The organism is Streptomyces sp. NBC_00078 (genome assembly GCF_026343335.1).
In the GTDB taxonomy this organism is placed as follows: Bacteria; Actinomycetota; Actinomycetes; order Streptomycetales; family Streptomycetaceae; genus Streptomyces.
In genome coordinates this window covers 170,625-192,905 of sequence record NZ_JAPELX010000001.1, presented here as the reverse complement: position 1 = coordinate 192,905, position 22,281 = coordinate 170,625, and the positions used below count along the sequence as shown (strand labels likewise).

The following is a 22,281-nucleotide window of genomic DNA, read 5'->3' as shown; positions in this document are numbered from 1 at the left end:
ATGTTCTTGTTCTCCCCTTCCCGTTTCACCATGCGCCGCCGCGCTCTGGCGTCGGCCGGCACGGCTGCCGCCCTCGCGCTGACGCTGGCTGCGTGCGGCTCCTCCGGTGACTCCTCGTCCATGCCCGCCATGGACCACGGCGGCAAGTCCTCCGCTGTCTCCTTGCCGAGCGCGACGCAGTCGATGGGTGACATGCCCGGCATGGCTGACATGGCCGCCGGCAATGGCCTGTCCGACAACAAGGGCGGCTACCGCCTCACCTCCTCCGACCAGTCGCTCCAAGCCGGCAAGCAGGCCGCGTACCGGTTCACGGTGACCGGGCCGGACGGCAAGCCGGTCACAGGCTTCGCCGTCGACCAGACCAAGAGGATGCACTTCTACGCCATCCGTTCGGACCTGACCGGCTTCCAGCACATCCACCCGGTCATGGCCACCGACGGCACCTGGACGGCCGATCTCGCCTCCCTCACCCCCGGGCGCTGGCGCATGTTCGCCTCCTTCACCCCCGACGGCGGGGCCGGGAAGGGCAAGGACCTCGTACTCAGCCGCGCCGTCACCGTCCCGGGCCAGGCCACGAAGACGCCGCTGCCTGCGGCGGCCGGCAGTACGGAGGCAGACGGGTTCACCGTGAGCGTCAAGGGCGAGTTGATGGCCGGCATGGCGCACCCGCTGACCGTTTCGGTGTCCAAGGACGGCAAGCCGGTCACCGATCTGCAGCCCTACCTGGACACCTATGCCCACCTGACCGCCTTCCACGAGGGCGACGCCGCGTTCGCGCACCTGCACCCGACCACCGAGGCGGACGGCGACCACGGCGGGCCCGACCTGTCCTTCCACGCCGAGCTGCCCACCGCGGGCAACTGGCGGCTGTTCCTGCAGTTCCAGACCGGTGGCAAGCTCCACACCACGGCCCTGACTCTGCGCGTCGGCTGAACCGACCGGGGCGCCACCCGATGGGTGGTGCCCCGGACACCCCGTTCGCGGACATGCGCCCCCGTCGAGTCTGCGTGTCCGCGAACCGGGGCCGTACTCCAGGAGAAGGCAACCGCGAGCCACACCCACAGCAGATGGGGTGGTCTGAGGCGTGCGCGCCGTCGCGTGGCGTGTAGGCAAGGGGTGTGGATTTGCACCGAATAGCTCGTGTGCGCGATGTCGGCGGCAAGCCCCGTGCCGACCGAGCGTCCCTGTTCTGTAAGAGTTCGATTGTTCCTCCAGAGCCAGGCGCCGGATGGGATGGAGGACATGAAACTGCGTGTCTCTCGGCCGGTGTTCAGGGGCGGATTGCATGATGCCCGTACGGCTACCTCGATCGGCCGCTGGTTGGGGCCGGCGTTCGCCGTGTGCTTCGTCACCGGGTTGGTCAGTCACTTCATGCAGCATCCGCCGGGGTGGCTGGCCAACAGCATTCCGAGCCGTCCTGCCTGGGGATATCGGCTCACCCAGGGACTCCACGTCGCCTCCGGGATCGCGGCGGTGCCGTTGCTGCTGGTGAAGCTGTGGACGGTGTATCCGCGGCTGTTCGAGTGGCCGCCTGTGCGGTCGGTCAAGCATGCACTGGAGCGGCTGTCGGTCGCGGTGCTGGTGGCAGGCGCTGTCTTCGAGTTGGCGACCGGACTGCTCAACACGGCCCAGTGGTACCCCTGGCCGTTCTCGTTCGTGCCGGTGCACTACGCGGTGGCGTGGCTGGTGGTCGGGGCCCTGGTGCTGCACATCGCCGTCAAGGCACCGGAGATCAGGGCGCATTGGACCCGTCGGTCGCCCGGGTCGCTGGCCCTGCCCGCGCAGGAAGGCCCCGACCGGCGGTCGCTGCTGGCCGCGGTGGGTGCGGCGGTCGGGGCCGTCACGCTCACCACCGTGGGTCAGTCGTTCACCCCGCTCAAGAACTTCCTCCTGTTCGCGCCCCGTCACCCGGACCATGGGCCGCAGTCCCTGCCGGTCAACCGGACTGCCGTCGCGGCCGGAGTCGGCCGGATCGGCGCCGAGGATTACCGGTTGGTGGTGACTGGCCCGCGGCCGTACACCCTGACCCTGGACGAGCTGCGCGCTCTGCCACAGCATGAGGTCGAGCTGCCGATCGCGTGCGTGGAGGGCTGGAGCAAGTCGGCGCGCTGGACCGGTGTACGTGTCGTGGACCTGCTGGAGCGTGCGGGCGCGCCGGCGCAGGCGCGTGTGCGGGTGGTGTCGTTGCAGCTGAGGGGCGGTTACCGGGTGTCGGAGATGGGGCACCACCATGCTCGGGATCCGCTGACGCTGCTCGCCCTGCGGCTGAACGGCGAGGAACTCGCCCCCGATCACGGTTTTCCGGCGCGGCTCATAGCCCCAAATCGGCCGGGTGTGCTGCAGACCAAGTGGGTCGGCCGACTGGAGGTGTTGGCATGAGGGCTTTTCGCGTGACGGCGGGCGCGGCCGGTGTGGCGCTCATGGGCGTCGGGGCGTTCCTTCTGATGGATGTCCGCGATGTGTCGGATGTGCTGGTGTGGCTGGGCGGGGCGGTCGTCCTGCACGATGTGGTGATCGCCCCGGTCGTGCTGTTGGCCGGACTGCTGCTGGTGCGTGGCGGTGTGCGCGGTCCGGTCCGCGGGGCCCTCCTGGTCGTGGGGGTGCTGTCCGCTGTGGCCCTGCCCGTGCTCCTACGGCCGGGCAGGACGGCCAACTCGTCGGTGCTGCCGCTGGATTACCCGCGCAACTACCTGATCGCGCTGGCGGCGGTGGCCACGATGACGGCGACCTGGTCGGCCGTACGGGCGCTCGGACGCCGACGCCGACGGCCTGATGCGTGACGCCTTTCCTCCGGCCGGCGGACGAACTGTCTTACGGGTGTCTTACGCGTTGCGGACGGGGACATCAGACCGGTCGGCGGCCGCCTAGCGTGACCGGATGCGATCCTCCCGTACCTTGCCCAAGATGGCGTTGATGACCGTCGTTCCCCTGGTCCTGGCCGTCGCCGGACTGGTCCATCCCCGGCACCTGACAGCGGCGACGGCCGGCCACTGGGCGGGGCTGCACGTTGTTCTGCTGCCTGTCTTCCCGCTGCTCGTGCTCGGATTGCTGGTCCCTCTGTGGGGCAGGCCACGTCCTGGCGCAGAGAGCGTTTTGACGGTGCTTGCCTGGGCGGGATGTCTCTGTTTCGCCGCGTACTACACCGGCCTGGACGCAGTGGCCGGCATCTCCGCCGGCACCGTGGTGGACCATGGTGTCCACGGGGCGGCCGGACGACTGTTCGCCACCGGCGACGAGTTGGGCCGGGCCGGGGTGTACGGGCTCGCCGTGGCTTCGCTCGCCACGTGCGCGGTGCTCTGGCGGCGGCATGGCCCGCGCGTACTGCCGGGTGCCGCCGTCCTGTTCGCCGCCTGCTGGTCGTTCGTCGACAGCCACATCTTCTGGCCCAAGGGCGTGTTCACCATGATCGGCTTTGCTGTGGCCTTCGCCCTTCTCGCGGTCGCGGCGTCCCGGCCCGCCAAGGACGCGCGACATCCCCGAGGGCTTACGAACTCCTGACCTCCGCTCGCCGAACGGCCCGCCGCCGGGTGCACGGCCCTACGGTCGAGGGCTGCGATCCTGGTCACTGGAGGTGCGGGTTTCCTCGGCTCGCACATCGTCACCTCCCTTTCGGCGCCGGGCACGACGTGCGCGTCCTCGTCGCGCTGCTGCCCGCCGCACACCGCACGTCCCCCGAGATCCCCGACGGCGTGGGCTGGCGGCACGTCGAAGTCCGCGACGGAGAGGCCGTGGCCGATGCCCTGCGGGGTGTCGGCGCCGTGTGCCACCGGGCCGCGATGGCCGGTCTCGGCAAGGACTTCGCCGACGCCCCGGACTATGTGGCTGCAACGACCTCGGCACCGCCGTGCTCCTGGCCGGTGTGGCCGAAGTCGGCGTGCGGCGCCTGGTGTTGGCGAGTTCGATGGTGGTCTACGGCGAGGGACGTTACGAGTGCTCACGGCACGTCGTCGTGAGGCCCGGCCCGCGCCGGGAGGCGGACCTGGAGGCCGGAGGCTTCGAGCCCCTCCTCGCAGTGGCTGCGTGACGAGCTGGGCTGGAAGGCGGAGATCCCCTTCGCGGAAGGCCTGGCGGAGTTCGCGGCGGCGCCCCTGCGGGCGGGCTGAGCCGTTCGCCCGCCGTGCCAGTGGCGGGGACCGGCCCGGCATCACTACCGGGACGGTCCCCTTTACCGACGGCGGAGCACGGACTCCACCCGCAACACCAGTTCCCGGGGGCTGAACGGCTTGGTGACACAGTCGTCCGGGTCCGACCTCCAGGCCGAGGACGCGGTCCTCCTCCTCCTCCTCCTCCTCCTCCTCCTCCTCCTCCTCCTCCTCCTCGTCGCCGCGCGCGGTCAGCATGATCACCGGGAGCGGTCCGGCCGTGCGGATGCGCCGGCAGACCTCCGGCCCGTCCATGCCGGGCAGCATCAGATCCAGCACCACCAGGTCGGCTGCCGGCAGGTGGCCCGGGCCACGGCGGTCGGTCCGTCGGCGGCCACGTCGAGGGCGAAGCCCGCCCGGCCCAGATGTCCCGTGACGACCTCCGGGACGGTCGGATCGTCGTCCACGACGAGTACGGGTTCCACCCGGCCGAGGCTCACACCAGGAGACCGCCGCGGCCGGAGGCTGTCAGCGACGTCAGCGATCCGTAAGGACACGGAGTCCCTTGTGTCCTTTTTGCGTCCGTAGGGTGAGTGGGGTGATCAAGACACCCCCCTCTTCTGTGGACGTCGTGCTGCCCTGCCTCGACGAGGCCGAGGCCCTGCCGTGGGTGCTGGAGCGGATCCCGCCCGGCTGGCGGGCAATTGTCGTAGACAACGGTTCCACCGATGGTTCCCCGGACATCGCCCGCGACCTGGATGCGCACGTGGTCCACGAGCCGCGTCGCGGCTTCGGCGCCGCCTGCCACGCGGGCCTTACCGCCGCCACCGCCGACGTCGTCTGCTTCTGCGACTGCGACGCCTCCCTCGACCCCGGACTGTTGCCGACCGTCGCCGGCCCTGTCCTCGACGGAACCGCGGATCTGGTCATGGGCCGCCGTCGGCCCACCGTCCGCGGCGCCTGGCCCGTCCATGCCCGGGTGGCCAACCTGGAGTTGGCCCGACTCGTCCGCCGTCGCACCAGCCTGGACCTGCGCGACCTGGGCCCGATGCGCGCCGCCCGCCGGGAGGCGCTGCTGGCCCTGGGCCTGACGGACCGGCGCTCCGGCTATCCACTGCAGATGGTGGTTCGTGCCGCCGACGACGGCTGGCGGGTGGTGGAGACCGACGTCCCGTACCTGCCTCGTACGGGCCGTTCGAAGGTCACCGGCACCTGGCGCGGCAGCTGGCAGGCCGTACGCGACATGCGAACGGTCCTCGCCGAGCAGTCGGCTACTGCTACTGCTGCCGTCGTCGGCGCCGGCATCGACGGAGGCGCCCGATGAATGCCCCTCCTCTGACCGTGAGTCCGGCCACCCTGCTGGTCATCGCGAAGGAGCCCGTGCCCGGGCGGGTCAAGACCCGTCTCACCCCGCCCCACACCCCCCAGGAGGCAGCCGCCCTGGCTGAGGCCGCTCTGACCGACACGCTCCACACGATGCTCCAGGTCCCTGCCCGGCGCCGGATCCTCGTCCTCGACGGAACTCCCGGCCCCTGGCTGCCGCCCGGCTTCGAGGTCGTGCCCCAGGTGTACGGCGATCTCGACGAGCGGATCGCCGCCGCCTTCGAACTCTGCGACAGCGGCTCGGCGTTGCTGGTCGGCATGGACACTCCGCAGCTCACCCCGGAACTGCTGGCCGATGTCGGCCGCGACGGGCACGACGCCTGGTTCGGCCCGGCCGCCGACGGCGGATTCTGGGCCCTGGGCTTCGCCGACGCGACCCGCGCCGGGGCCTGCGTGCGGGGCGTCCCGATGTCCACCGACCGGACCGGAACCGTTCAGCGACGCAGGCTTGAGGAGGCGGGGCTGACGATCGGTGAGCTGCCCCTCCTGCGGGACGTGGACACTGCGGCTGACGCGGCCGCGGTGGTCACCTGCTGTCCGCCCGGATCCCGTTTCGCCGCCGCCCTGGCCTCCCTCGCGGGGACCGTCCGATGAGCGGCACGGCGCACGAGGCGCGCACCGTGTTCGCTTCGCGCACCGAGGCGGTTGAGCGCACCGGGCCGGGAGACGACCTCCCGCACGTCGCCCTGCCTTCCCAGCTCCAAGCACCTGGGCACCACCCCACGCGCCTCACCCTCGTCGATCCGGACGAGCCCTGGACGAACGACCCGTACAGCCGTGCCCTGCGCACCGGCCGCGGCCCGCTGTACCTGCGCCGCATGACACCGCATACCGGTGGGACGGGCGAACTGCTGCCGCTGGACGTGGAGCGCTTCTGCGCCGCGCCCGGCGACGCCGACACGGGCGTACTGCACCGCTGCACCGGACCCGTCCTGGACGTCGGCTGCGGACCGGGACGCCTGGTGGCCGCTCTGGCCGCCCGGGGCATGCCGGCGCTCGGAGTGGACGTCAGTCCCGCCGCCGTCACCCGGACCCGCCGCCAAGGCGGAGCCGCCCTGCGGCGGTCCGTCTTCGACCGGCTGCCCAGTGAAGGGCGCTGGGGCACGGCCTTGTTGATGGACGGCAACATCGGCATCGGGGGCAATCCGGTGGCGCTGCTCGCCCGTCTGTATGACCTGCTCCGCCCCGGTGGCTGCCTGCTGGCCGAAGCAGACCCGCAGGAGGTGGACGAACGCCTCACCGTCCGCGTCGAGGACGCCCACGGCCGCCACGGCCGTCCCTTTCCCTGGGCACGTGTCGGCACTGACGCCCTGCTGCGCGCCGCCTACGCCACCGGATGGATCCTCACCGGCCGGTGGACGACCGACGACCGTCCCTTTCTGGAACTCCGGCGCCCGAACGCGGCGTTCGACGCCACAGGTCCCATGCGCCGCGGAGGGCCGGACCGCCCATGACCGACACCGCCACCGCGCACCGGCAGGACTCGGGTCACTCCGCCGTACCCCCTTCTCCGCGTCCCACCGCACAGAGGACCCGCTTCCGCATCGCCGTGACCGCGGTCCTTCTCACAGCCCTGACCGCCGTTGTCGTCGACACCCTCCAGGCAGGCGACAATCACAGCGCCCCCGGCCGGCTGCTGGCCGGATACGCCGTCGCCTGGACCCTGTTCGCCGCGGCGGTGTGGACCGTACGCAAGGTTCCGGCCGGGGCCGCGACTGTCCTTGTGCTCGTCGGTTCGGCCGCGGTCGCCCTGGCCGGGCTCACCGCGCAGCCGCGCACCAGCAACGACATGTACCGCTATGCCTGGGACGGCCGCGTCCAGGCCGCCGGAATCTCCCCGTACGCCTACCCGCCCGCCGCACCCGAGCTCGCCCACCTGCGGGACCACTGGCTGTTCCCCACACAACAAGCCTGCAAGGGGTGGGGGCTCACCCACACCGGCAGTGGCCTCTGCGTCCGTATCAACCGGCCTACCGTCCCCACCATCTATCCCCCGGTCGCCGAGGGCTGGTACCTCGCCGTTCACACGCTGTCCCCGCCGGACAGCCACCACAAGCCGCTCCAGGTGGGCGGCGCCGTCCTGGCCCTCGGCACGACCCTCGCCCTGCTCCGCGTCCTGCGTCGTCGCGGTGACCCGCAGCGGGCCCCGGCCCGGGCCGCGTTGTGGGCCTGGTGCCCCGCCGTCGCTCTGGAAGCGGTCAACAACGCCCATATCGACACCCTCGGCGTCCTGTTCGTCGTCCTCGCACTCGGCACCGCCACCGCGGGGACCCGCCGCGGCACGCTGCTCGGCGCGGCGATCGCCGTCAAACTCCTGCCTCTGCTCGTCCTGCCCGGCGCCCTGTCGGGACAGCGCGGCCCGGCCCGCGTCCTGCGCGTCGTCGTGGCCTCCGTCGCCGCCGTCGCCCTCGCCTACCTGCCCTACGTCGCGGCCTCCGGCACGGGGGTCCTCGGCTACCTGCCCGGCTATCTTCACGAGGAGGGCTATGAACCCGGCCACGTACGCCGCTTCGCCCTGCTGAGGCTACTGCTGCCAGACGTCGCCGCAGGCATGACAGCGGCCGCCCTGCTCGCGTTGATCGGCCTGTACGTGTGGTGGCGCGGGGACCCGGCCCGCCCCTGGCGCGGCGCCCTGCTGCTCACCGGTACCGCCCTGCTCCTCTTCTCCCCGAGCTACCCCTGGTACTCCCTGCTGGTGGTCGCGCTCGTGGCCATGGACGGCCGCTGGGAATGGCTGACCGTCACCCTCGCCGGCACCGCCCTCTACCTCGCCGGCCGCCTCCTGCCCGGCTTCCCCCTCCAGGCATGGGCCTACGGCACCGCTGTGATCGTGATCACGGCTGGAGCGTGTCTGCGCTCTGGCGGGGTACGCCGCATCCTGCAGTGCTACGGCGTCAACCGGTCGCCCGGCGACCAGCGGATCTGACGGTGCACCACGTTTGCCCTCGGGAACCGCGGAAGCCGGCCCGAACTGCCGGCCGCGGACAGGACTACGACGTCGATCAGGGCCAGCTCCTGATGGTCCTGGCCGTTGCAGGTCCACAGGATCAGCTCGGTGCCGTTGGCGGTCGCCGCGCCTGCGGCATCCAGACAGAGGTGCGCGGCGGCCGAGGATGCCAGACGGTCGAGTTCTAGGACCATCAGCAGGACGGCGGCAGGCCCGCTCCGTACCGCGCCGCCGCTTGTGATCCGCACGGTGGGGCCGGTGAGGCATCCGTGTCGTCGGGCAGGCGCTCGAAGGCGTACGAGCCGTTGCCCAGGGTCTCCCGCAACGGGCGGACCGTGCCCGGGGCGAGCCTCTCGATCTCGCCGTAGACGGCGCCCGTCGTCGGATCCGTCAGAGACACGTCGGCCGCGGCGGCGCGGTGACCGCGATCACATACCATGCCGAGGAGTTGGCGCGCAGGGCGAAGAGACCAAAAATTCAGCCATTTGGCGGCCGGATGCGAAGTAGAGTGCTACAGCGGCACCTTGGCCACACTCTGCCGATTTGGGCAGGTTACGGCCACTTTGCGCCGTCAAGATTCGCGGAGAAAGGGGCGTATTGTGGGCGCCTACCTGTGTCCTCCCGCCGTGGTACACGGCGAACACGCCGTGAAAACCGGCGACATCCTGGCCGAAGTGCGTAATCGACATCCGCAGGCCCCGTGGCTGGCCCGGATTGACGGCATCGCCGAGAGCACGGGAATCGCCTCCCGCGGATGGATGCTGCCGTTGGAGTCAGCCGTCGCGCCCAGCAGGGAGAGCGGCTTGCGAACTCCGGGCGTTGGTCCGGCCCGTGAAGCTCTGGCCCGTGGTGGGTTCAGCGACCAGGAGGTGGACCGGGCGATCGCTGCGCTGGAGGAGATACCAGCGCCCCAGACCATCCAGGAGCGCACCGCGCCGGCCTGGGCGGCTGTGCAGTCGTACGGGGAGCGCGCAGCCCGCGAAGCCCTCGAGACAGCCGGGCTGCACACCTCCGACGTGGACTGTCTGATCACCAGTCACTCCACCACCCCCGCCCTGCCGGGGCTGGACCTCTCCCTGTTCAACCGCCTCCCGCTGCGTAGCGACGTACTGCTGCTGCCGGCCAGTCAATGGGCCTGCATCGCCGGAACCCGATCCTTGGCGCTGGCGGCCGACCTGGTCGCCGTGGACCCCGACCGGGTGGTGCTGGTGGTCATATCGGAGGCGCTCAGCACCACCTACCAGCCCGCCGACGACACGCTGGAATCCCTCATCGTCCGGTTGCTGTTCGCGGACACCGCCGTTGCCGTGGTGGTCACCGGCCGCCCCAGGGCGGAGTCGGTCCTGCGGCTGGACGCGGCCTGGCACCACACCCTGCCCAAAACCGCAGACCTGCACTGGCTGGACACTCGGGCCGACGGCACACATTTCGTGATGGACCGCCGGGGGCCGCGCGCCGTCCAGGAGACGGTTGCCGCGATGTGGAAGTGGCTGAGCACACGCCACCAGGACGACGAACACCCGTGGCATCCCGATCTGCTGCTCGCCCATCCCGGAGGGACCCGGGTGCTGGAGTACATGGAACAGACGATGCCCGAGGGGTGGCCCGAGGGGCTTCTGGCGTACAGCCGGGCCGGCTACACCACCGGCAACCGCGGTGGCGCTGCCGTACTCGACATACTGCGGCGCGCGCACGACGCCGGCCAGAAAACAGGCAGCCGCACCGTGCTGTACGCAGCCGCGCCCGGGCTGACGGCCACGGCCCTGGAGGGGGAGTGGCTTTGACTCACGTTTCCTCGGCGGCGTTCACGAGAACTGCGGCGTGACGCCTACCGGCATCCGTCGAAACAAGTCGATCGATGACGCCGGTTGCGGGTGTTCCTGATCTGCAGCCGGGCTGAAAGCGCCGGGTGGGAAGTGATCGTCGTGGACCCCCGCAACCCCTCCCGCGAATGCTCCGAACGCGGGCGCACCGCCAACGGGAACCGGCCCACCCAGGAGAAGTTCCACTGCCTCGCATGCGGCCACACCGCGCACGCCGACACAGTGGGAGCCACCAACGTATTACGGGCCGGGCTGGTCCGTCGCAACGCCGACCCGGCATGCCGAAAAGCCCCGTCGTTCAGGACGGGGAGGAGTCACATCAGGCATCACAGTTCCAGTTCCGCCCAGACGGCTTTGCCGGCGTTGGTCCACCGCACCCCCCAGCGTGTGCTGAGTTTGTGGATGATGTGCAGGCCGCGCCCGCTGTCGTCGAGTACCTGGCCGCGGCGCAGACGTGGTCGGCCGTTGCCGGTGTCGCCGACCTCGCATATGAGGCGGCCCCCGGCTCTTACCAGCCGCACTCTGACCGGCCCGGTGCTGAACAGGACGGCGTTGGTGACCAGTTCGCTGATCACCAGCAGCGCACTGTCCTGGGCCTGGTCGCTGGTGTGCCACCGCCTCAGGGCAGCAGAGGCCAGGGTGCGGGCGCGGGCGGCGGTGTCGTCGCGGGCGGGTAGCTGCCAGGTCGCGGTGTCCCGGCTGCGCCGGCCGGTCATGCGGGCGAGCAGCAGGGTCACGTCGTCGCGCAGGCGTCCCTGCGGGGCCAGATCGGCGACCACGCGGCGCGCGGTCCGCTGCAGATCGTCCCAGGGATGCACCTCACGCACCACGTCCGTGAGCCTGCTGATGCCCTCGTCGAGGGAGGCCACGGGGTCTTCCACCAGACCATCGGTGTAGAGGGCGAGGAGCGAGCCGGGTGGTGCGGCGAACTCTTGCACGTCGAACGGCTCCCGTACGGCGAACTCAGCTCCCAGGCCCGGGTGCGGCTGCCCCGTGATGGTGGTGGCGGAGCCGTCAGGACGGACGAGGATGGGAGGCAGGTGGCCGGCGTTGGACATCGTGACCCGGTGGTCGACGGGATCGTAGACCGCGATGCAGCACGTCGAGCCCAGCGCGCTGTAGCCGGCCGCGAGGCCCGCGTCCGTGTCGTCCAGGAGCGTGACCGTCTCGTCCAGACGCTCCAGTACCTCTCCTGGGCCCAGCCCCGCGGACAGCAGCGCACGGGCCTCCATGCTCAGCTGGCCCATGGCCGCCGCGGCCCCCAGGCCATGCCCTACGACGTCGCCGACCACCAGCGCGGTCCGGTCGCCGGGCAGCGGAAAGCTGTTCACCCAGTCTCCGCCGACGCCCGCACTGTCAGGGGTGGTGGGCAGATAGACGCTGGCGACCTCGATGGTGTCGCTGCCGGCCCGCGGCAGCAGCCGGCGCTGCAATGCCAGTACCTGGGCGTGCTCGCGCTGATGCTGGCGGGCCAGGTCCACGTGCCGGGCGGTCTTGGCCACGAGTTCTTGCAGGTCGAGCAGTTCGCTGTCACGGAACGGGCGCTCCGGCCGTCGCCAGACTTCCGTCACGCCCAGCACGATGGGTCCCGCTGTGCCTTCCGGTCCCTCCACGACCAGCGGTATGCAGGCCACACTCGCCGGCCGGTTGCCGGGTACCAAAGCGCGCACCAGCCTGGCATCGCCGAGTACCCGCTCGATCGCCTCACGGTCGGGAATGACGATGGCCTGCGGCACGTCGTCGCGCGTGACCGCACCGACCAGCAGACGGCTGGCTTCGCGGGGAAGGTTGTCCCCGCACGTCAGGTATCCCTCGGGCCAGGCACGCTCCGGCACCAGGGCTGCCCGCCGCAGCCGGATGCGCTCGTGCGCCTGCTCGGTGACGGCTTCGCCCGTCCAGACGGCGAAGTCGAGGTCGACGGCCGCCACGTCCCCCCATGCCAGCAGGGACTGGGCCAGGGACTGCGCGGTCTCGCCGATGTCCAGTGACGTCCCGATCGCGGCTGCCGAAGCGTACAGGTGCAGCCGTCTGGCCATGGCGATCAGGGAGACTGTCAGCCCTCCCTGTGGTGCTGCGGCCGGCAGGATACTCATCGAGACCACGAGTTCCGTGCCGTCGTCCCGCCGCAAGCGCTGGACCCGGGCAACGTGCGCCTGCCGCGTCTCGACAACGTTCCGCAACCGCTGCGTGACCGTCGGCACGTCACCTGGTGGCAGCAGTTCGGTGAAGGCGGCCCCCAGTGTGACGCTCACCCCGGTGAACGGGGCGGCATCCAGATTGCAGCTGGTGATCCTCAGATCCCGGTCGAGGTTGACCGCCCCGAGGATCTGTTCCTGACCTCTGGCCTCCCGGCTGTCCTCTACGGGCCGCCGGGCAGGGCTGTCGCTCTGCGAAGCGACGGGGCCCGGGGCGGCCGTGCTTCCGGCCTTGGGGATGTAATCCGCCAGGGCACCGCTGACCATGTCGAACGGTGAAGCAGGCGAAGAGGACGGTGTGGGGTCCATGCAGCTCACTCAGCTCACTCAGCTCGCTGACTCCGGCGCGCGCCGGAGAGGCAGTCCCGAGTCCGTGCGATGGAGCCCCGAGATCCCTACCGCACACCTCCTGGATAGCACACACGCCGTCTTCACCGAAGGGGCAAGGGTGAGCAGAGGCACCAGGAGCAGGAGCAGACAGTAACGGGCACGCACCCTGCGTCGCGGAGCCCGCTGCGAGTTCGTGTTCACCGTCGCCGCGCGGTCGGCTGCGGAGGGGGTGTGGCTCCAGCGGGGTCGGCCGGGCGTCGGCATCAGCCGGTGTGAGGGCGAAAGCCTGTCATCCAGCGGACGGGAAAACACAAAGGGCAAGGAGACCTCTCCTTGCCTTGCTCAAGTTATAGCGGACTGGGGGGCTTGCGGCAAGACCCCGGTCGGGGCGCAGAATCGTCGGCCGAGGCCACAACCTGCGGAAACGGGAGCACTACGTGCGCGTGATGTACGGGCCAGGCGGCGACGTCGAACCAGTGGAGGGACTGGCCGTGCGGTTAGGGGCGTTCCGGGCGGGGGGCGCGCCGCCCGATCGTCGGAGAAGTCAGCCAGAAGTGAGGGCGTGCAAGGCAAGAGAGTCGACAGAGCTGGAGACGCCGGAGATTCGTTCCGCCAGTGCACTGCATCGGGGCACGGCTGCCTGGGAGGTATCGCGATGATCGAGCAGTACGTGCTGGATCTTCAGGAGGTCGACGAGACGCAGGTTGCCGTCGTCGGCGGCAAGGGCGCGCACCTGGGCGGGCTGACGCGGATCGAAGGCATCCGCGTTCCAAGCGGCTTTTGCGTGACGACAGACGCCTTCCGGCGGGTCATGGCGCAAGCGCCGTCGATCGGGGATCTGCTCGATCAGCTGTCGCGTCTGCACCCGGACGACGGGGAGTCGATCCGCACACTCAGCGCGCAGATTCGCCGGGCCGTCGAAGAAACGCCCGTCCCGGGCGATGTCGTGGCGGCGATCACGGGCGCTCACGCCCGGTTCGGCGAGCAGGCCGCCTACGCCGTCCGCTCCAGCGCGACGGCAGAGGATCTGCCGACGGCCTCCTTTGCCGGGCAGCAGGACACGTACCTGAACGTCGTGGGGCCGGCAGCGGTTCTTCAGCACGTCAGCCGGTGCTGGGCCTCGCTGTTCAGCGAGCGGGCCGTGACCTACCGCCAGCGGAACGGCATCGACCACCGTACGGTCCTCATGGCTGTGGTCGTGCAGCGGATGGTCTTCCCGCATGCGGCGGGCGTCCTGTTCACAGCCGACCCCGTCACGGGCAACCGAACGATCGCGACCGTGGACGCCGGCTTCGGCCTCGGCGAGGCCCTGGTCTCCGGACTGGTGAACCCGGACGTCTTCACGGTGCGACAGGGCGAAGTCGTCGCGAGGACGATCGCCGCCAAACAGAGTGCCGTTCACGCCCTGCCGGCCGGTGGCACACAGGAAGTGGCCATCGACTCGCAGCAGCAGGAACAAGCGGCGCTGACGGATGCGCAGGCCGTGCGGCTCGTGCAGCTCGGGCGTCGGATCGAAGCGCACTTCGGCCGCCCGCAGGACATCGAATGGTGTCTGGTCGACGATGTCTTCCACATCGTCCAGAGCCGGCCGATCACGACGCTGTTCCCCATCCCGGACAGCGGCGACCAGGAGAATCACGTCTACGTCTCCGTCGGCCACGGACAGATGATGACCGACCCCATGAAGCCCCTGGGGCTCTCCATGTGGCGGTTGACGGCCATGGTGCCGATGCACGAGGCCGGCGGGAGGCTGTTCGTCGACGTCACCCGGCGCCTGGCCTCGCCCGCGAGCCGCGCAGGCCTCCTGGACGCCGTGGGGAGAGGCGATCCACTGATCAGGGACGCTCTGGAGACCGTCCTCGACCGCGACGATTTCGTCCCGTCGCTGCCGGACGCGGGCCCCGGCCGGACACCGGCCGGCACCGCGCCCGCCCCGATCGAAACCGATCCGGCCATCGTCACCGAGCTGATCGAGCGCAGCAAAGTGTCCATCGCCTCGCTGGAGCGCGACATTCGGACCAAGAGGGGCCCTGCGCTGTTCGACTTCCTGCTGGAGGCCGTCGAGGAGCACAAGCGGGTCCTCAGCGATCCGCTGAGCATTCAGGCGATCATGGCGGGGATGGACGCCACGTGGTGGCTCAACGACAAGCTGCAGGAGTGGCTGGGGGAGAAGAACGCGGCCGACACGCTCACACTGTCCGCGCCCGACAACGTCACGTCGGAGATGGGACTGGCGCTGCTCGACGTCGCGGACGTGATCCGCCCGTATCCGGAGGTAGTTGAGTTCCTGCAGGGCGTCGAGGACGAGGGCTTCCTGGACGAGCTGGCCAAGCTCGCGGGCGGGACCGAAGCGCGCGAAGCCATCGAGGCCTACCTCGACCGGTACGGCATGCGCTGCGTCGGCGAGATCGACATCACGAGACCACGTTGGCGTGAGCGCCCCACCACACTCGTGCCCGTGATCCTCGACAACGTGAGGAACTTCGAACCGGGCGCCGCCGAGCGGCGCTTCGAGCAGGGGAGGCAAAAGGCACAGAAGAAGGAACAGGACGTGCTGTCGCGCTTGCGGGCCCTGCCGGACGGGGACCGGAAAGCCGACGAGACCAAGCGGATGATCGACCGGGTCCGGACCTTCATCGGGTACCGGGAGTACCCGAAGTACGGCATCGTCAGCCGCTACTTCGTCTACAAGCAGGCCCTGCTGGCCGAGGCCGAGCGCCTCGTGCAGGGCAAGGTGCTTCCTGAGAAGGAGGACATCTTCTACCTCACGTTCCAGGAACTCCACGACGTCGTGCGCTCGAACCAGGTGGACGGCCGGCTCATCCAGCAGCGCAAGGACGCGTTCCGGTCGTACCACGCGCTCACACCGCCCCGGGTGCTCACCTCGGATGGTGAGGCCGTCACCGGGGCGTACCGGCGGGACGACGTGCCGGACGGCGCCCTGATCGGCCTAGCGGTCTCCGCCGGGACCATCGAGGGAAGGGCCCGCGTCATCCTCGACATGGCGGACGCCGATCTTGAAGCCGGCGACATCCTGGTCACGACCTTCACGGACCCCAGCTGGTCGCCGCTGTTCGTGGGAATCGCGGGCCTGGTGACGGAGGTGGGCGGCCTGATGACCCATGGCGCGGTGATCGCGCGGGAGTACGGCTTGCCGGCCGTCGTAGGGGTGGAGCAGGCCACCCGCCTGATCCGGGACGGGCAGCGGATCCGCGTACACGGAACCGGCGGGTACGTCGAGATCATGCCCTGACCGACCGCGCCAGCGACCCGTCCAGCCCGGACAGCAAGAGCAAGCTGTCCGGGCTGGATGACTCCGTACCCCCCGTCCGTGCCTACCGGATCGATCCGGCACTGGTGGGCTGCTTCCACCGGGCCTTCTCGCAGGCCGGTGGTGTGGCCCCTGCTGTTCGCAGGGCATGGAACCGGGATCGTCGACCAGATCGGGGCAGACCATCCGGTCGGCGCGGTGGCCGACCAGATGTCGCCTTCACCTCACCAATAGTGTCGACGCCCGGCGACGGCGTGACCCATGGATCCCATGACCCACAGAAGTGCGCCGATCACCAGAAGAATGATCCCGATGGTCCACAGGATCGAGACGCCGGTGATAAAGCCGACGATTAGAAGGATTAGACCGAGAGCGATCATTGTGGCCTCCAACAGCAGGGACTGCTCGTGCCGTTCGGGTACCCGCAAGACGGTGTTCAACTACCGAAACGTCGGGCTCCTGGGAGGGGGCATGGCAGCCTTGCCGCAGATGCTGGTCGATCATGGATCCCGAGGGCTGCTCGGCGAGGAAGTTTCGTTCCCGGCGTCGGGCCGCAGTCCTGAGATCGGTGTCGCCCTGCGGGCTCACTGGGTAGGTCTGCGCGGCCGTGCCCACGATCTGGCCGCCGCCGCACTCACCGGATCCTCCAGATCATCCGGATCTGCGTACGCGAGGGCGTCCCGATCCTCGCCGACCGCGTCCCCACGGGAGCCGCTTCGTGGGTGACGACACCTCTCGGACGCCCGCGCTTCCGCGTCCGATGACGGTATCGACCTACAGGTGGCCTGTGGGGCTCAGGGGCCGACCGGGGATCGTGCACTGGTCGGCCAGAGCCCTGCGTACGCCGTCCTGTCAGGCATGTGTTTGCCGTTGACGCGAGCGGCAACGCGAAGTCCATGAATCAATCGAACAGCGGCACGAATCAAGATTCCGTATCCAAGCGGAGCGCATCTTCCAAGGCCCGGCGGGCCACAGCGAAGGCGACTGCTCCCGCATCGCAGGCGGCAGACAAGGCAGCCGGGAAGACCGACGACGTGACGTCGGCAGCCGTGGACACGGCCGAGCGTACGGCCGGGACGACCAGTGCCGTCGTGCACAGCGCGGCCGAGCGTGTCCAAGCCGGCCGCCAGGCCGTCATCGCCGCTTCGGGGCAGGCCGTGGCCTTCGCCAAGACGGCATGGACGTTGATCGCGAACCGCAAGTTCCTCGCCGCCGGCGTGGGGGCGGGCGTGTCAGCATTGGGTGCCACGTCATATCTGGCGGGCCGCCGTGCGGGCCGCCGCACGCATGGTCCGATCACCCGTCTGACCGGCGGGCGGATCTGAGGCGAGGCGGACCCCGCCACTCGTGGCGGGGTCGCCTGCCGCAGTCACAACTCGCGTGAAACATCAGGCATCCCGGACCGGGGAGAACGTTGCCGGCCGGGTGAACTCGTTGCGTTGGCCTATCCCGGTTCCCTGCTCCCAGGCCAGCAGCGCCGTCGAGTGGGATAGCGCGGCCCGCCACGCCGTACGAGGCCAACGCGCCCTCATCCCGCGCCTACTGGCGGAACGCGACACCGAACTCGCCTACGCCGCCGAACAATTGGCTTCGACGCCGGCCGAGTGATGGACGTGCCGTCGATTGTCCGCAGAATCCGATCGCGGTGCTGCGATCGAGGGTCGGATTCCACCGCTCGCGGCATGTCGATGCTTTTCACAGCCGCCCGCACGTCGCCGCACGTGGACGTGGATGTGTCCGGGGACCGGGCGCATCCTCTGACTGCGTCCGCGCCCCCAGTCACCTAGCTACCTACCTACCGGCTCTGTGTCTGTGCCGCGGCAGAGGTGCACGCGGAGTGATCAGCCGCACAACGCCAGGCCGTCACCTGTGTTAGTCTCACACGTTTGCGCGCTCGCGGCGGCTGGTGACTCTGCCGTTTGTTTTTTCCATTGTTTCGTTTCGTCGGCTGCTCATTCCTACCGGGCCTTCCTCGGTACGTTCCCCCTGCGGAAGGCTCTTCATGAACCACCCCGACTGCCCCGGCACCCCGCACGGCGACCTCGCCGAGCCGGTGGCCACTGCCCCAACGGTGCCTGAGGCAGTTTCCTTCGCCGACCTGGACCTGCCGGCCGAGGTGCTGCGTACGCTCACCGAACTCGGGGTGCACGAACCCTTTCCGATCCAAGCAGCCACGCTGCCCAACGCCCTCGCGGGACGCGATGTCCTGGGGCGCGGGCGTACCGGCTCGGGCAAGACGCTCGCCTTCGGCCTGCCTTTGCTCGCACGGACAGCCGGGCGGCGCGCGGAACCGAAGCAGCCCCTCGCTCTGATCCTGGTGCCCACCCGGGAGCTGGCCCAACAGGTCACCGAGGCGCTTTCGCCCTACGCCGACGCATTGCGCCTGCGGATGGCCACAGTCGTCGGCGGCATGTCGATCGGCCGGCAGACGGCTACTTTGCGCCAAGGGGCCGAGGTCGTCGTCGCGACCCCCGGGCGTCTGCACGACCTCATCGAGCGCGGTACCTGCCGCCTGGGGCGAGTACGGGTCACGGTCCTGGACGAGGCCGACCAGATGTGCGACATGGGCTTCCTGCCGCAAGTGACCGAGGCGCTCGACCAGGTGCACCCCGACGGTCAGCGGATGCTGTTCTCGGCCACGCTGGACCGCGACGTCGACCACCTGGTCGGCCGCTACCTCCACGACCCCGTCGTTCACTCGGTCGACCCGCCGACGGGCGCGGTCTCGACGATGGACCACCATGTTCTGGTCGTGCACGGCCCCGACCGGTACGCCGTGACCACGGAGATCGCCGCCCGCGACGGCCGTGTACTGCTGTTCATGGACACCAAGCACGCCGTCGACCAGCTGACCAGGCACCTGCGGGCCAGCGGAGTGCACGCCGCGGCCCTGCACAGCGGCAAGTCCCAGCCGCAGCGCTCACGGACCCTGACGCAGTTCAAGAACGGGCAGATCACCGTCCTGGTGGCGACCAATGTCGCGGCCCGTGGCCTGCATGTCGACGATCTCGACCTCGTGGTCAACGTCGACCCGCCCACCGACCCCAAGGACTATCTGCACCGCGCGGGCCGCACCGCCCGGGCCGGAGAGTCAGGCAGTGTCGTCACGCTGGTGCTTTCGGGCCAGCGCCGCGAGATGAGCCTGCTGATGGCCGGAGCCGGCATCGAGCCGACCGTCACCAAGGTGCGCTCGGGCGAGGCGGAACTGAGCCGGATCACCGGCGCCAAGGCCCCTTCCGGCACCCCGCTCGACGGCGCGCCGGCCACACCCCGGCCGAAGAACACCAACGCACCCTTCCGCGGCATGGGCACCAGCAAGGACACCGCCGGCGGCGGCAGGTCGCGGAGGGCCGGCGAGGCCCGAAAGCTCGCCGAGGCTCGCAAGGCGGCCGCAGTGCGTCGCGGCGGCTGAGGGCCGAAGCCTCTTCACGCCGTTGATGGGCGTGCCGCCCAGCCCCGACGATCAGGCGCATGTCTGCCACCCTGGCGCCTCTGCGCCACCACCCGTTCCGTCACCTCATCATCGGTACGACGGCAAACCTGCCCGGCAACGGGGTGGCGCCGATAGCCCTGGCCTTCGCCGTGCTCGATGCCACCGGCTCGGTCAGCTCGCTCGGGTTGGTGGTCGGCGCCCACTCCGTCGCCGGCATCCTCTTCCTGCTGTACGGCGGGGTGTTGGCGGACCGGCTGCCGCGTGGCCGCTGCTGCTCGCGCTCGCCCCGTATACCTGGGTGTTGGACTGAATCCGAGGTGTTCGCGGCGCCGGGAGCCATCCCGTACGCGCGAACCTCTCGGATTCTGTTTCTGAGCTAGAAGGCCGCCGTCCGGTCTTCGCTGCGCGGGTCGCTCACCTGGTGCTCGGTGTAGATGCCCGAGCGCGCCTCACGACGCCAGGGGCGCCCGTAGGTCACCGCGCCGGCGGCGGCCTCGGAACTGTTGTCGAGGTTCATGACGGCTACCGATGGTGAACCGTCCGCGGGGCACCGCGCAAGCCATTCCCCGTTGGGAGCGACGATTCCGGACGGTGCGGTGGCGCTGTGCTGTGAGGGCACTGACAAGCTGACCCAGTAGCTGTTGACCGTGGCGTGGCCTTGGGCTTGGGCGGCGGTGTTACCCGGGGTGCCGCTTGTGGAGAACAGGACGCAGTCGACATCCAGCTTCTCGTATTCTGCGAACAGCTCCGGGTAGTGGATCTCCATGCCGAGCAGGCACCCGAAGCGCACATCGTCGACCTCGAAGGTCACCGGTGAGACGCCCGGCGAGTACATGTACGAGACCTTCGTCTTCGACAACAGGCGCTCGTCATAACGCGTGACGACCTCGCCGTGATCGGAGATGACGTAGATGCTGTTGTGTGGACGGTTCGGGCCGGTCAAGCGGTGCACCGATGCGATCACTGTCCACAACCGCAACTCGCGGGCCAGCTCGGCGATCGCAGCCAACTCCGATTGGAGCACCGGCCACTGGCACCGATCCCAGTCCGCAGGGCCGACCGCGCCGGGGCCGTCGACGGACATGACGAACTTGCTGGGAAAGCAGATCGCGCCTTCCGGAAAGTGCACGATCCTCGCTCCTTGAGCGCTGGCCTCGCGCATCAGAGCTCGGACCTCACGCCCGCTTCCGCGCAGCGCTTCAACGTCTCGGGGGTCCTCGCGTACGGGGGTCTGCGCTACGGCGAGCCGCACGCTCTTGGGATTCCTTGCTTCCGACATGACGTCTCCTGATGGAGTCGGACGGAAGTGCCGGAGGGCGGACGTGTAGGACTCACCGGTCTTGGCGGCGCGGGCACGCACCTGGCGCTTGAAGTTCCTACGGGCTGTCATCGCGGCCTTCCACGCCTTGAGCGACAGTTCCCCAGCAACCTCGCCCGAGGCGATCGGGCTGCAACAACGACCTGAGACGCTGGTCCCTTTGCCTCCGACGGGAGACCGTGCTGGGGACGGTCGCGGGAGGTTTGGCGTAGGCCACGCAGTCGGTCATCATGCCGTCGCTCGCAGGCTCCGTCAACAACCTTCAACCCGTCCAGCGCACCGTCGAATGGCCGGCAGTTGGAGAGGCACATCTCAACCCAATCCGCAGAACTGACGGAGAAGATGGTGAGCATGCCCTGATGCTCTCACTGAGCCTGAGCCTGAGCCTGAGCCTGAGCCTGAGCCTGAGCCTGAGGGCGCTGCTGCTGGATCGTGTCACGCTGCGGCGCCTGCCGCTGTGCACCGCATCCGCTGTGGCAAGGCGGTCGGAGGCGCTGCACCGCTCACTGGGACGGTGTGAACTCCGGCGTACCTGTGCCCAGTTGCCTTGTTACCGAATGCGGACAGACCCGGGTGAACGACGCTCGCCCGGGCGTCATCTCATGAGGTGCAGCGAAACAGCCGATGCGGCCGGTCGCCCTGCGGGAGCGGGGGGAGTTGCCGTGTTTTGACAACCATGGGGGAGTTTCCATCATGACCACGCACCATGCCCGCCGATCCGCCCGTACCGCCCGTTCCGCCACCCTGGCCGCCGTCACCGCCGCGCTGGCGCTCGGCCTGACCGCCTGTGGCGGCGCCGACGACGGCTCGAAGTCGGCGGGCAGCGACCACGCCGCTGGTACCGCTCAGAGTCGGTCCGCGTCCAAGGCGGACGGCAAGGGCAGCGCAGAGCAGGCCGGCAGCGGTGGTGACACCAAGGAGAGGGCGCGCCCGGCGACTGCCTCGAGTGGGACGGACGAGGTCGCGGGCAAGGCCACAACGGCCGACACCCAGCAGTGCCGCGGAGACGAGATGCTGGTCACGGCGGTGCACCGGTTCGCCGGTCAGCAGGGCGACCACCTGCTGGTCACCGCGTCGAACGAGGGCACCAAGCCATGCTGGGTGACCTCGTACCCGGCCGTGAAGCTCGGTGGGGACGTCGACGGCACCGCACTGCCGCACTCGAAGAAGGACAACCCGGGCGGCGACAAGCGCATCACGCTCCGGCCCGGGGGCAAGGCGTACAGCGCGGTGAACCTCTTCGACTACGGCTCGAAGGACCACACGGCGGACTCGTTCGCCATCGCGCTGCGCGGCGCGGACGGTCACAACGGCCCCTTCTACTCCGTCGACACCAAGGGCCAGAAGCCGCAGTTCAGCTGGAACGAGGCCGACGTGCTGAACTGGAACACCAAGAAGCCGTACGACTTCTGACGGTCCGTCGGTCAGCGACGCGTCGCTGCCTTGCAGCACGTCTGCAGTCAGCAACTCGCGAGGCTCCCCGACGACCAGCGATCCTC

At 69.8% G+C, this 22,281-nt stretch carries 19 protein-coding genes and 4 pseudogenes; 17 read left to right on the top strand and 6 right to left on the bottom strand.

Annotated elements, in window-relative coordinates:
* The 5 genes and pseudogenes from OOK07_RS00880 to OOK07_RS00860 all read left to right on the top strand — a co-directional run.
* Entirely contained in the window at positions 1–933 is a 933-nt protein-coding gene (locus tag OOK07_RS00880; protein ID WP_266794663.1) for a DUF8832 domain-containing protein, read from the top strand.
* Positions 934–1,233: 300 nt separating this feature from the next.
* Positions 1,234–2,379, top strand: coding sequence for a molybdopterin-dependent oxidoreductase (locus OOK07_RS00875; RefSeq protein ID WP_266801854.1), 1,146 nt, complete (start codon positions 1,234–1,236; stop codon positions 2,377–2,379).
* Positions 2,376–2,780, top strand: a complete 405-nt coding sequence (locus OOK07_RS00870) for a hypothetical protein (RefSeq protein WP_266794662.1) — start codon at positions 2,376–2,378, stop codon at positions 2,778–2,780. The genes OOK07_RS00875 and OOK07_RS00870 overlap by 4 nt, the downstream gene beginning before the upstream one ends.
* Before the next feature lie 133 nt (positions 2,781–2,913).
* Positions 2,914–3,498, top strand: a complete 585-nt coding sequence (locus tag OOK07_RS00865; RefSeq protein ID WP_266794661.1) for a hypothetical protein — start codon at positions 2,914–2,916, stop codon at positions 3,496–3,498.
* A 57-nt stretch (positions 3,499–3,555) separates the two neighbouring features.
* Positions 3,556–4,003: pseudogene (locus tag OOK07_RS00860) on the top strand (NAD-dependent epimerase/dehydratase family protein); the annotation flags it as partial.
* 168 nt (positions 4,004–4,171) lie between these two features.
* On the opposite strand, the pseudogene OOK07_RS00855 reads toward OOK07_RS00860, so the two are convergent.
* Positions 4,172–4,567: pseudogene (locus OOK07_RS00855) on the bottom strand (response regulator transcription factor); the annotation flags it as partial.
* 104 nt (positions 4,568–4,671) lie between these two features.
* Between OOK07_RS00855 and OOK07_RS00850 the strand changes: the two are divergent.
* Genes OOK07_RS00850 through OOK07_RS00835 form a run of 4 tightly spaced genes read left to right on the top strand, consistent with a single transcriptional unit; the run spans position 4,672 to position 8,391 of the window.
* On the top strand, positions 4,672–5,406 hold the full coding sequence (locus tag OOK07_RS00850; protein ID WP_406311212.1) for a glycosyltransferase family 2 protein: 735 nt from the start codon (positions 4,672–4,674) through the stop codon (positions 5,404–5,406).
* Complete coding sequence (locus OOK07_RS00845; RefSeq protein WP_266794659.1) at positions 5,403–6,059, top strand: TIGR04282 family arsenosugar biosynthesis glycosyltransferase; 657 nt, start codon at positions 5,403–5,405, stop codon at positions 6,057–6,059. Before OOK07_RS00850 ends, OOK07_RS00845 begins: the two co-directional genes overlap by 4 nt.
* Positions 6,056–6,919 (top strand): methyltransferase domain-containing protein, encoded by an 864-nt coding sequence (locus OOK07_RS00840; RefSeq protein ID WP_266675887.1) that lies wholly within the window; start codon positions 6,056–6,058, stop codon positions 6,917–6,919. Before OOK07_RS00845 ends, OOK07_RS00840 begins: the two co-directional genes overlap by 4 nt.
* Complete coding sequence (locus OOK07_RS00835) at positions 6,916–8,391, top strand: glycosyltransferase 87 family protein (RefSeq protein WP_266794658.1); 1,476 nt, start codon at positions 6,916–6,918, stop codon at positions 8,389–8,391. The genes OOK07_RS00840 and OOK07_RS00835 overlap by 4 nt, the downstream gene beginning before the upstream one ends.
* Here the strand turns inward: OOK07_RS00835 and OOK07_RS00830 are convergent.
* Both OOK07_RS00830 and OOK07_RS00825 read right to left on the bottom strand, forming a co-directional pair.
* Positions 8,352–8,606, bottom strand: a complete 255-nt coding sequence (locus OOK07_RS00830; RefSeq protein WP_266802325.1) for a hypothetical protein — start codon at positions 8,604–8,606, stop codon at positions 8,352–8,354. The genes OOK07_RS00835 and OOK07_RS00830 overlap by 40 nt on opposite strands.
* Entirely contained in the window at positions 8,606–8,851 is a 246-nt protein-coding gene (locus OOK07_RS00825; RefSeq protein ID WP_406311211.1) for a hypothetical protein, read from the bottom strand. Before OOK07_RS00825 ends, OOK07_RS00830 begins: the two co-directional genes overlap by 1 nt.
* A gap of 160 nt (positions 8,852–9,011) precedes the next feature.
* On the opposite strand from OOK07_RS00825, the gene OOK07_RS00820 reads away from it, so the two are divergent.
* Together OOK07_RS00820 and OOK07_RS43200 are read left to right on the top strand one after the other, a co-directional pair.
* A complete protein-coding gene (locus OOK07_RS00820; RefSeq protein ID WP_266794657.1) occupies positions 9,012–10,196 on the top strand; it encodes a beta-ketoacyl-[acyl-carrier-protein] synthase family protein in 1,185 nt (394 codons plus the stop codon).
* Between the two features lie 90 nt (positions 10,197–10,286).
* A pseudogene (locus OOK07_RS43200) lies at positions 10,287–10,415 on the top strand (RNA-guided endonuclease TnpB family protein); the annotation flags it as partial.
* Between the two features lie 146 nt (positions 10,416–10,561).
* Here the strand turns inward: OOK07_RS43200 and OOK07_RS00810 are convergent.
* The gene (locus OOK07_RS00810) at positions 10,562–12,739 is read right to left on the bottom strand and encodes an ATP-binding SpoIIE family protein phosphatase (protein ID WP_266675881.1); all 2,178 of its coding nucleotides are present in this window, start codon (positions 12,737–12,739) and stop codon (positions 10,562–10,564) included.
* Between the two features lie 676 nt (positions 12,740–13,415).
* Here OOK07_RS00810 and rph point away from each other — a divergent pair.
* Positions 13,416–16,013: a rifamycin-inactivating phosphotransferase gene (rph, locus tag OOK07_RS00805; protein ID WP_266801853.1), complete on the top strand. Its 2,598-nt coding sequence runs from the start codon at positions 13,416–13,418 to the stop codon at positions 16,011–16,013.
* A gap of 242 nt (positions 16,014–16,255) precedes the next feature.
* Here rph and OOK07_RS00800 read toward each other — a convergent pair whose 3' ends face one another.
* Positions 16,256–16,411: a DUF6131 family protein gene (locus OOK07_RS00800; protein WP_266683248.1), complete on the bottom strand. Its 156-nt coding sequence runs from the start codon at positions 16,409–16,411 to the stop codon at positions 16,256–16,258.
* Between the two features lie 217 nt (positions 16,412–16,628).
* Here OOK07_RS00800 and OOK07_RS00795 point away from each other — a divergent pair.
* From OOK07_RS00795 to OOK07_RS00780, 4 genes and pseudogenes are all read left to right on the top strand, one after another.
* Positions 16,629–16,777 (top strand): annotated as a pseudogene (locus tag OOK07_RS00795) (IS5/IS1182 family transposase); the annotation flags it as partial.
* Positions 16,778–16,891: 114 nt separating this feature from the next.
* Positions 16,892–17,356, top strand: coding sequence for a hypothetical protein (locus OOK07_RS00790; RefSeq protein ID WP_266794656.1), 465 nt, complete (start codon positions 16,892–16,894; stop codon positions 17,354–17,356).
* 677 nt (positions 17,357–18,033) lie between these two features.
* The gene (locus tag OOK07_RS00785; RefSeq protein WP_266794655.1) at positions 18,034–19,443 is read left to right on the top strand and encodes a DEAD/DEAH box helicase; all 1,410 of its coding nucleotides are present in this window, start codon (positions 18,034–18,036) and stop codon (positions 19,441–19,443) included.
* A gap of 59 nt (positions 19,444–19,502) precedes the next feature.
* Positions 19,503–19,844: an MFS transporter gene (locus tag OOK07_RS00780; RefSeq protein WP_266794654.1), complete on the top strand. Its 342-nt coding sequence runs from the start codon at positions 19,503–19,505 to the stop codon at positions 19,842–19,844.
* Here OOK07_RS00780 and OOK07_RS00775 read toward each other — a convergent pair.
* Entirely contained in the window at positions 19,841–20,743 is a 903-nt protein-coding gene (locus OOK07_RS00775; protein WP_266794653.1) for a carbon-nitrogen hydrolase family protein, read from the bottom strand. The genes OOK07_RS00780 and OOK07_RS00775 overlap by 4 nt on opposite strands.
* A 732-nt stretch (positions 20,744–21,475) precedes the next feature.
* On the opposite strand from OOK07_RS00775, the gene OOK07_RS00770 reads away from it, so the two are divergent.
* Positions 21,476–22,195, top strand: coding sequence for a DUF4232 domain-containing protein (locus OOK07_RS00770; RefSeq protein ID WP_266794652.1), 720 nt, complete (start codon positions 21,476–21,478; stop codon positions 22,193–22,195).
* Positions 22,196–22,281: the final 86 nt, after the last annotated feature.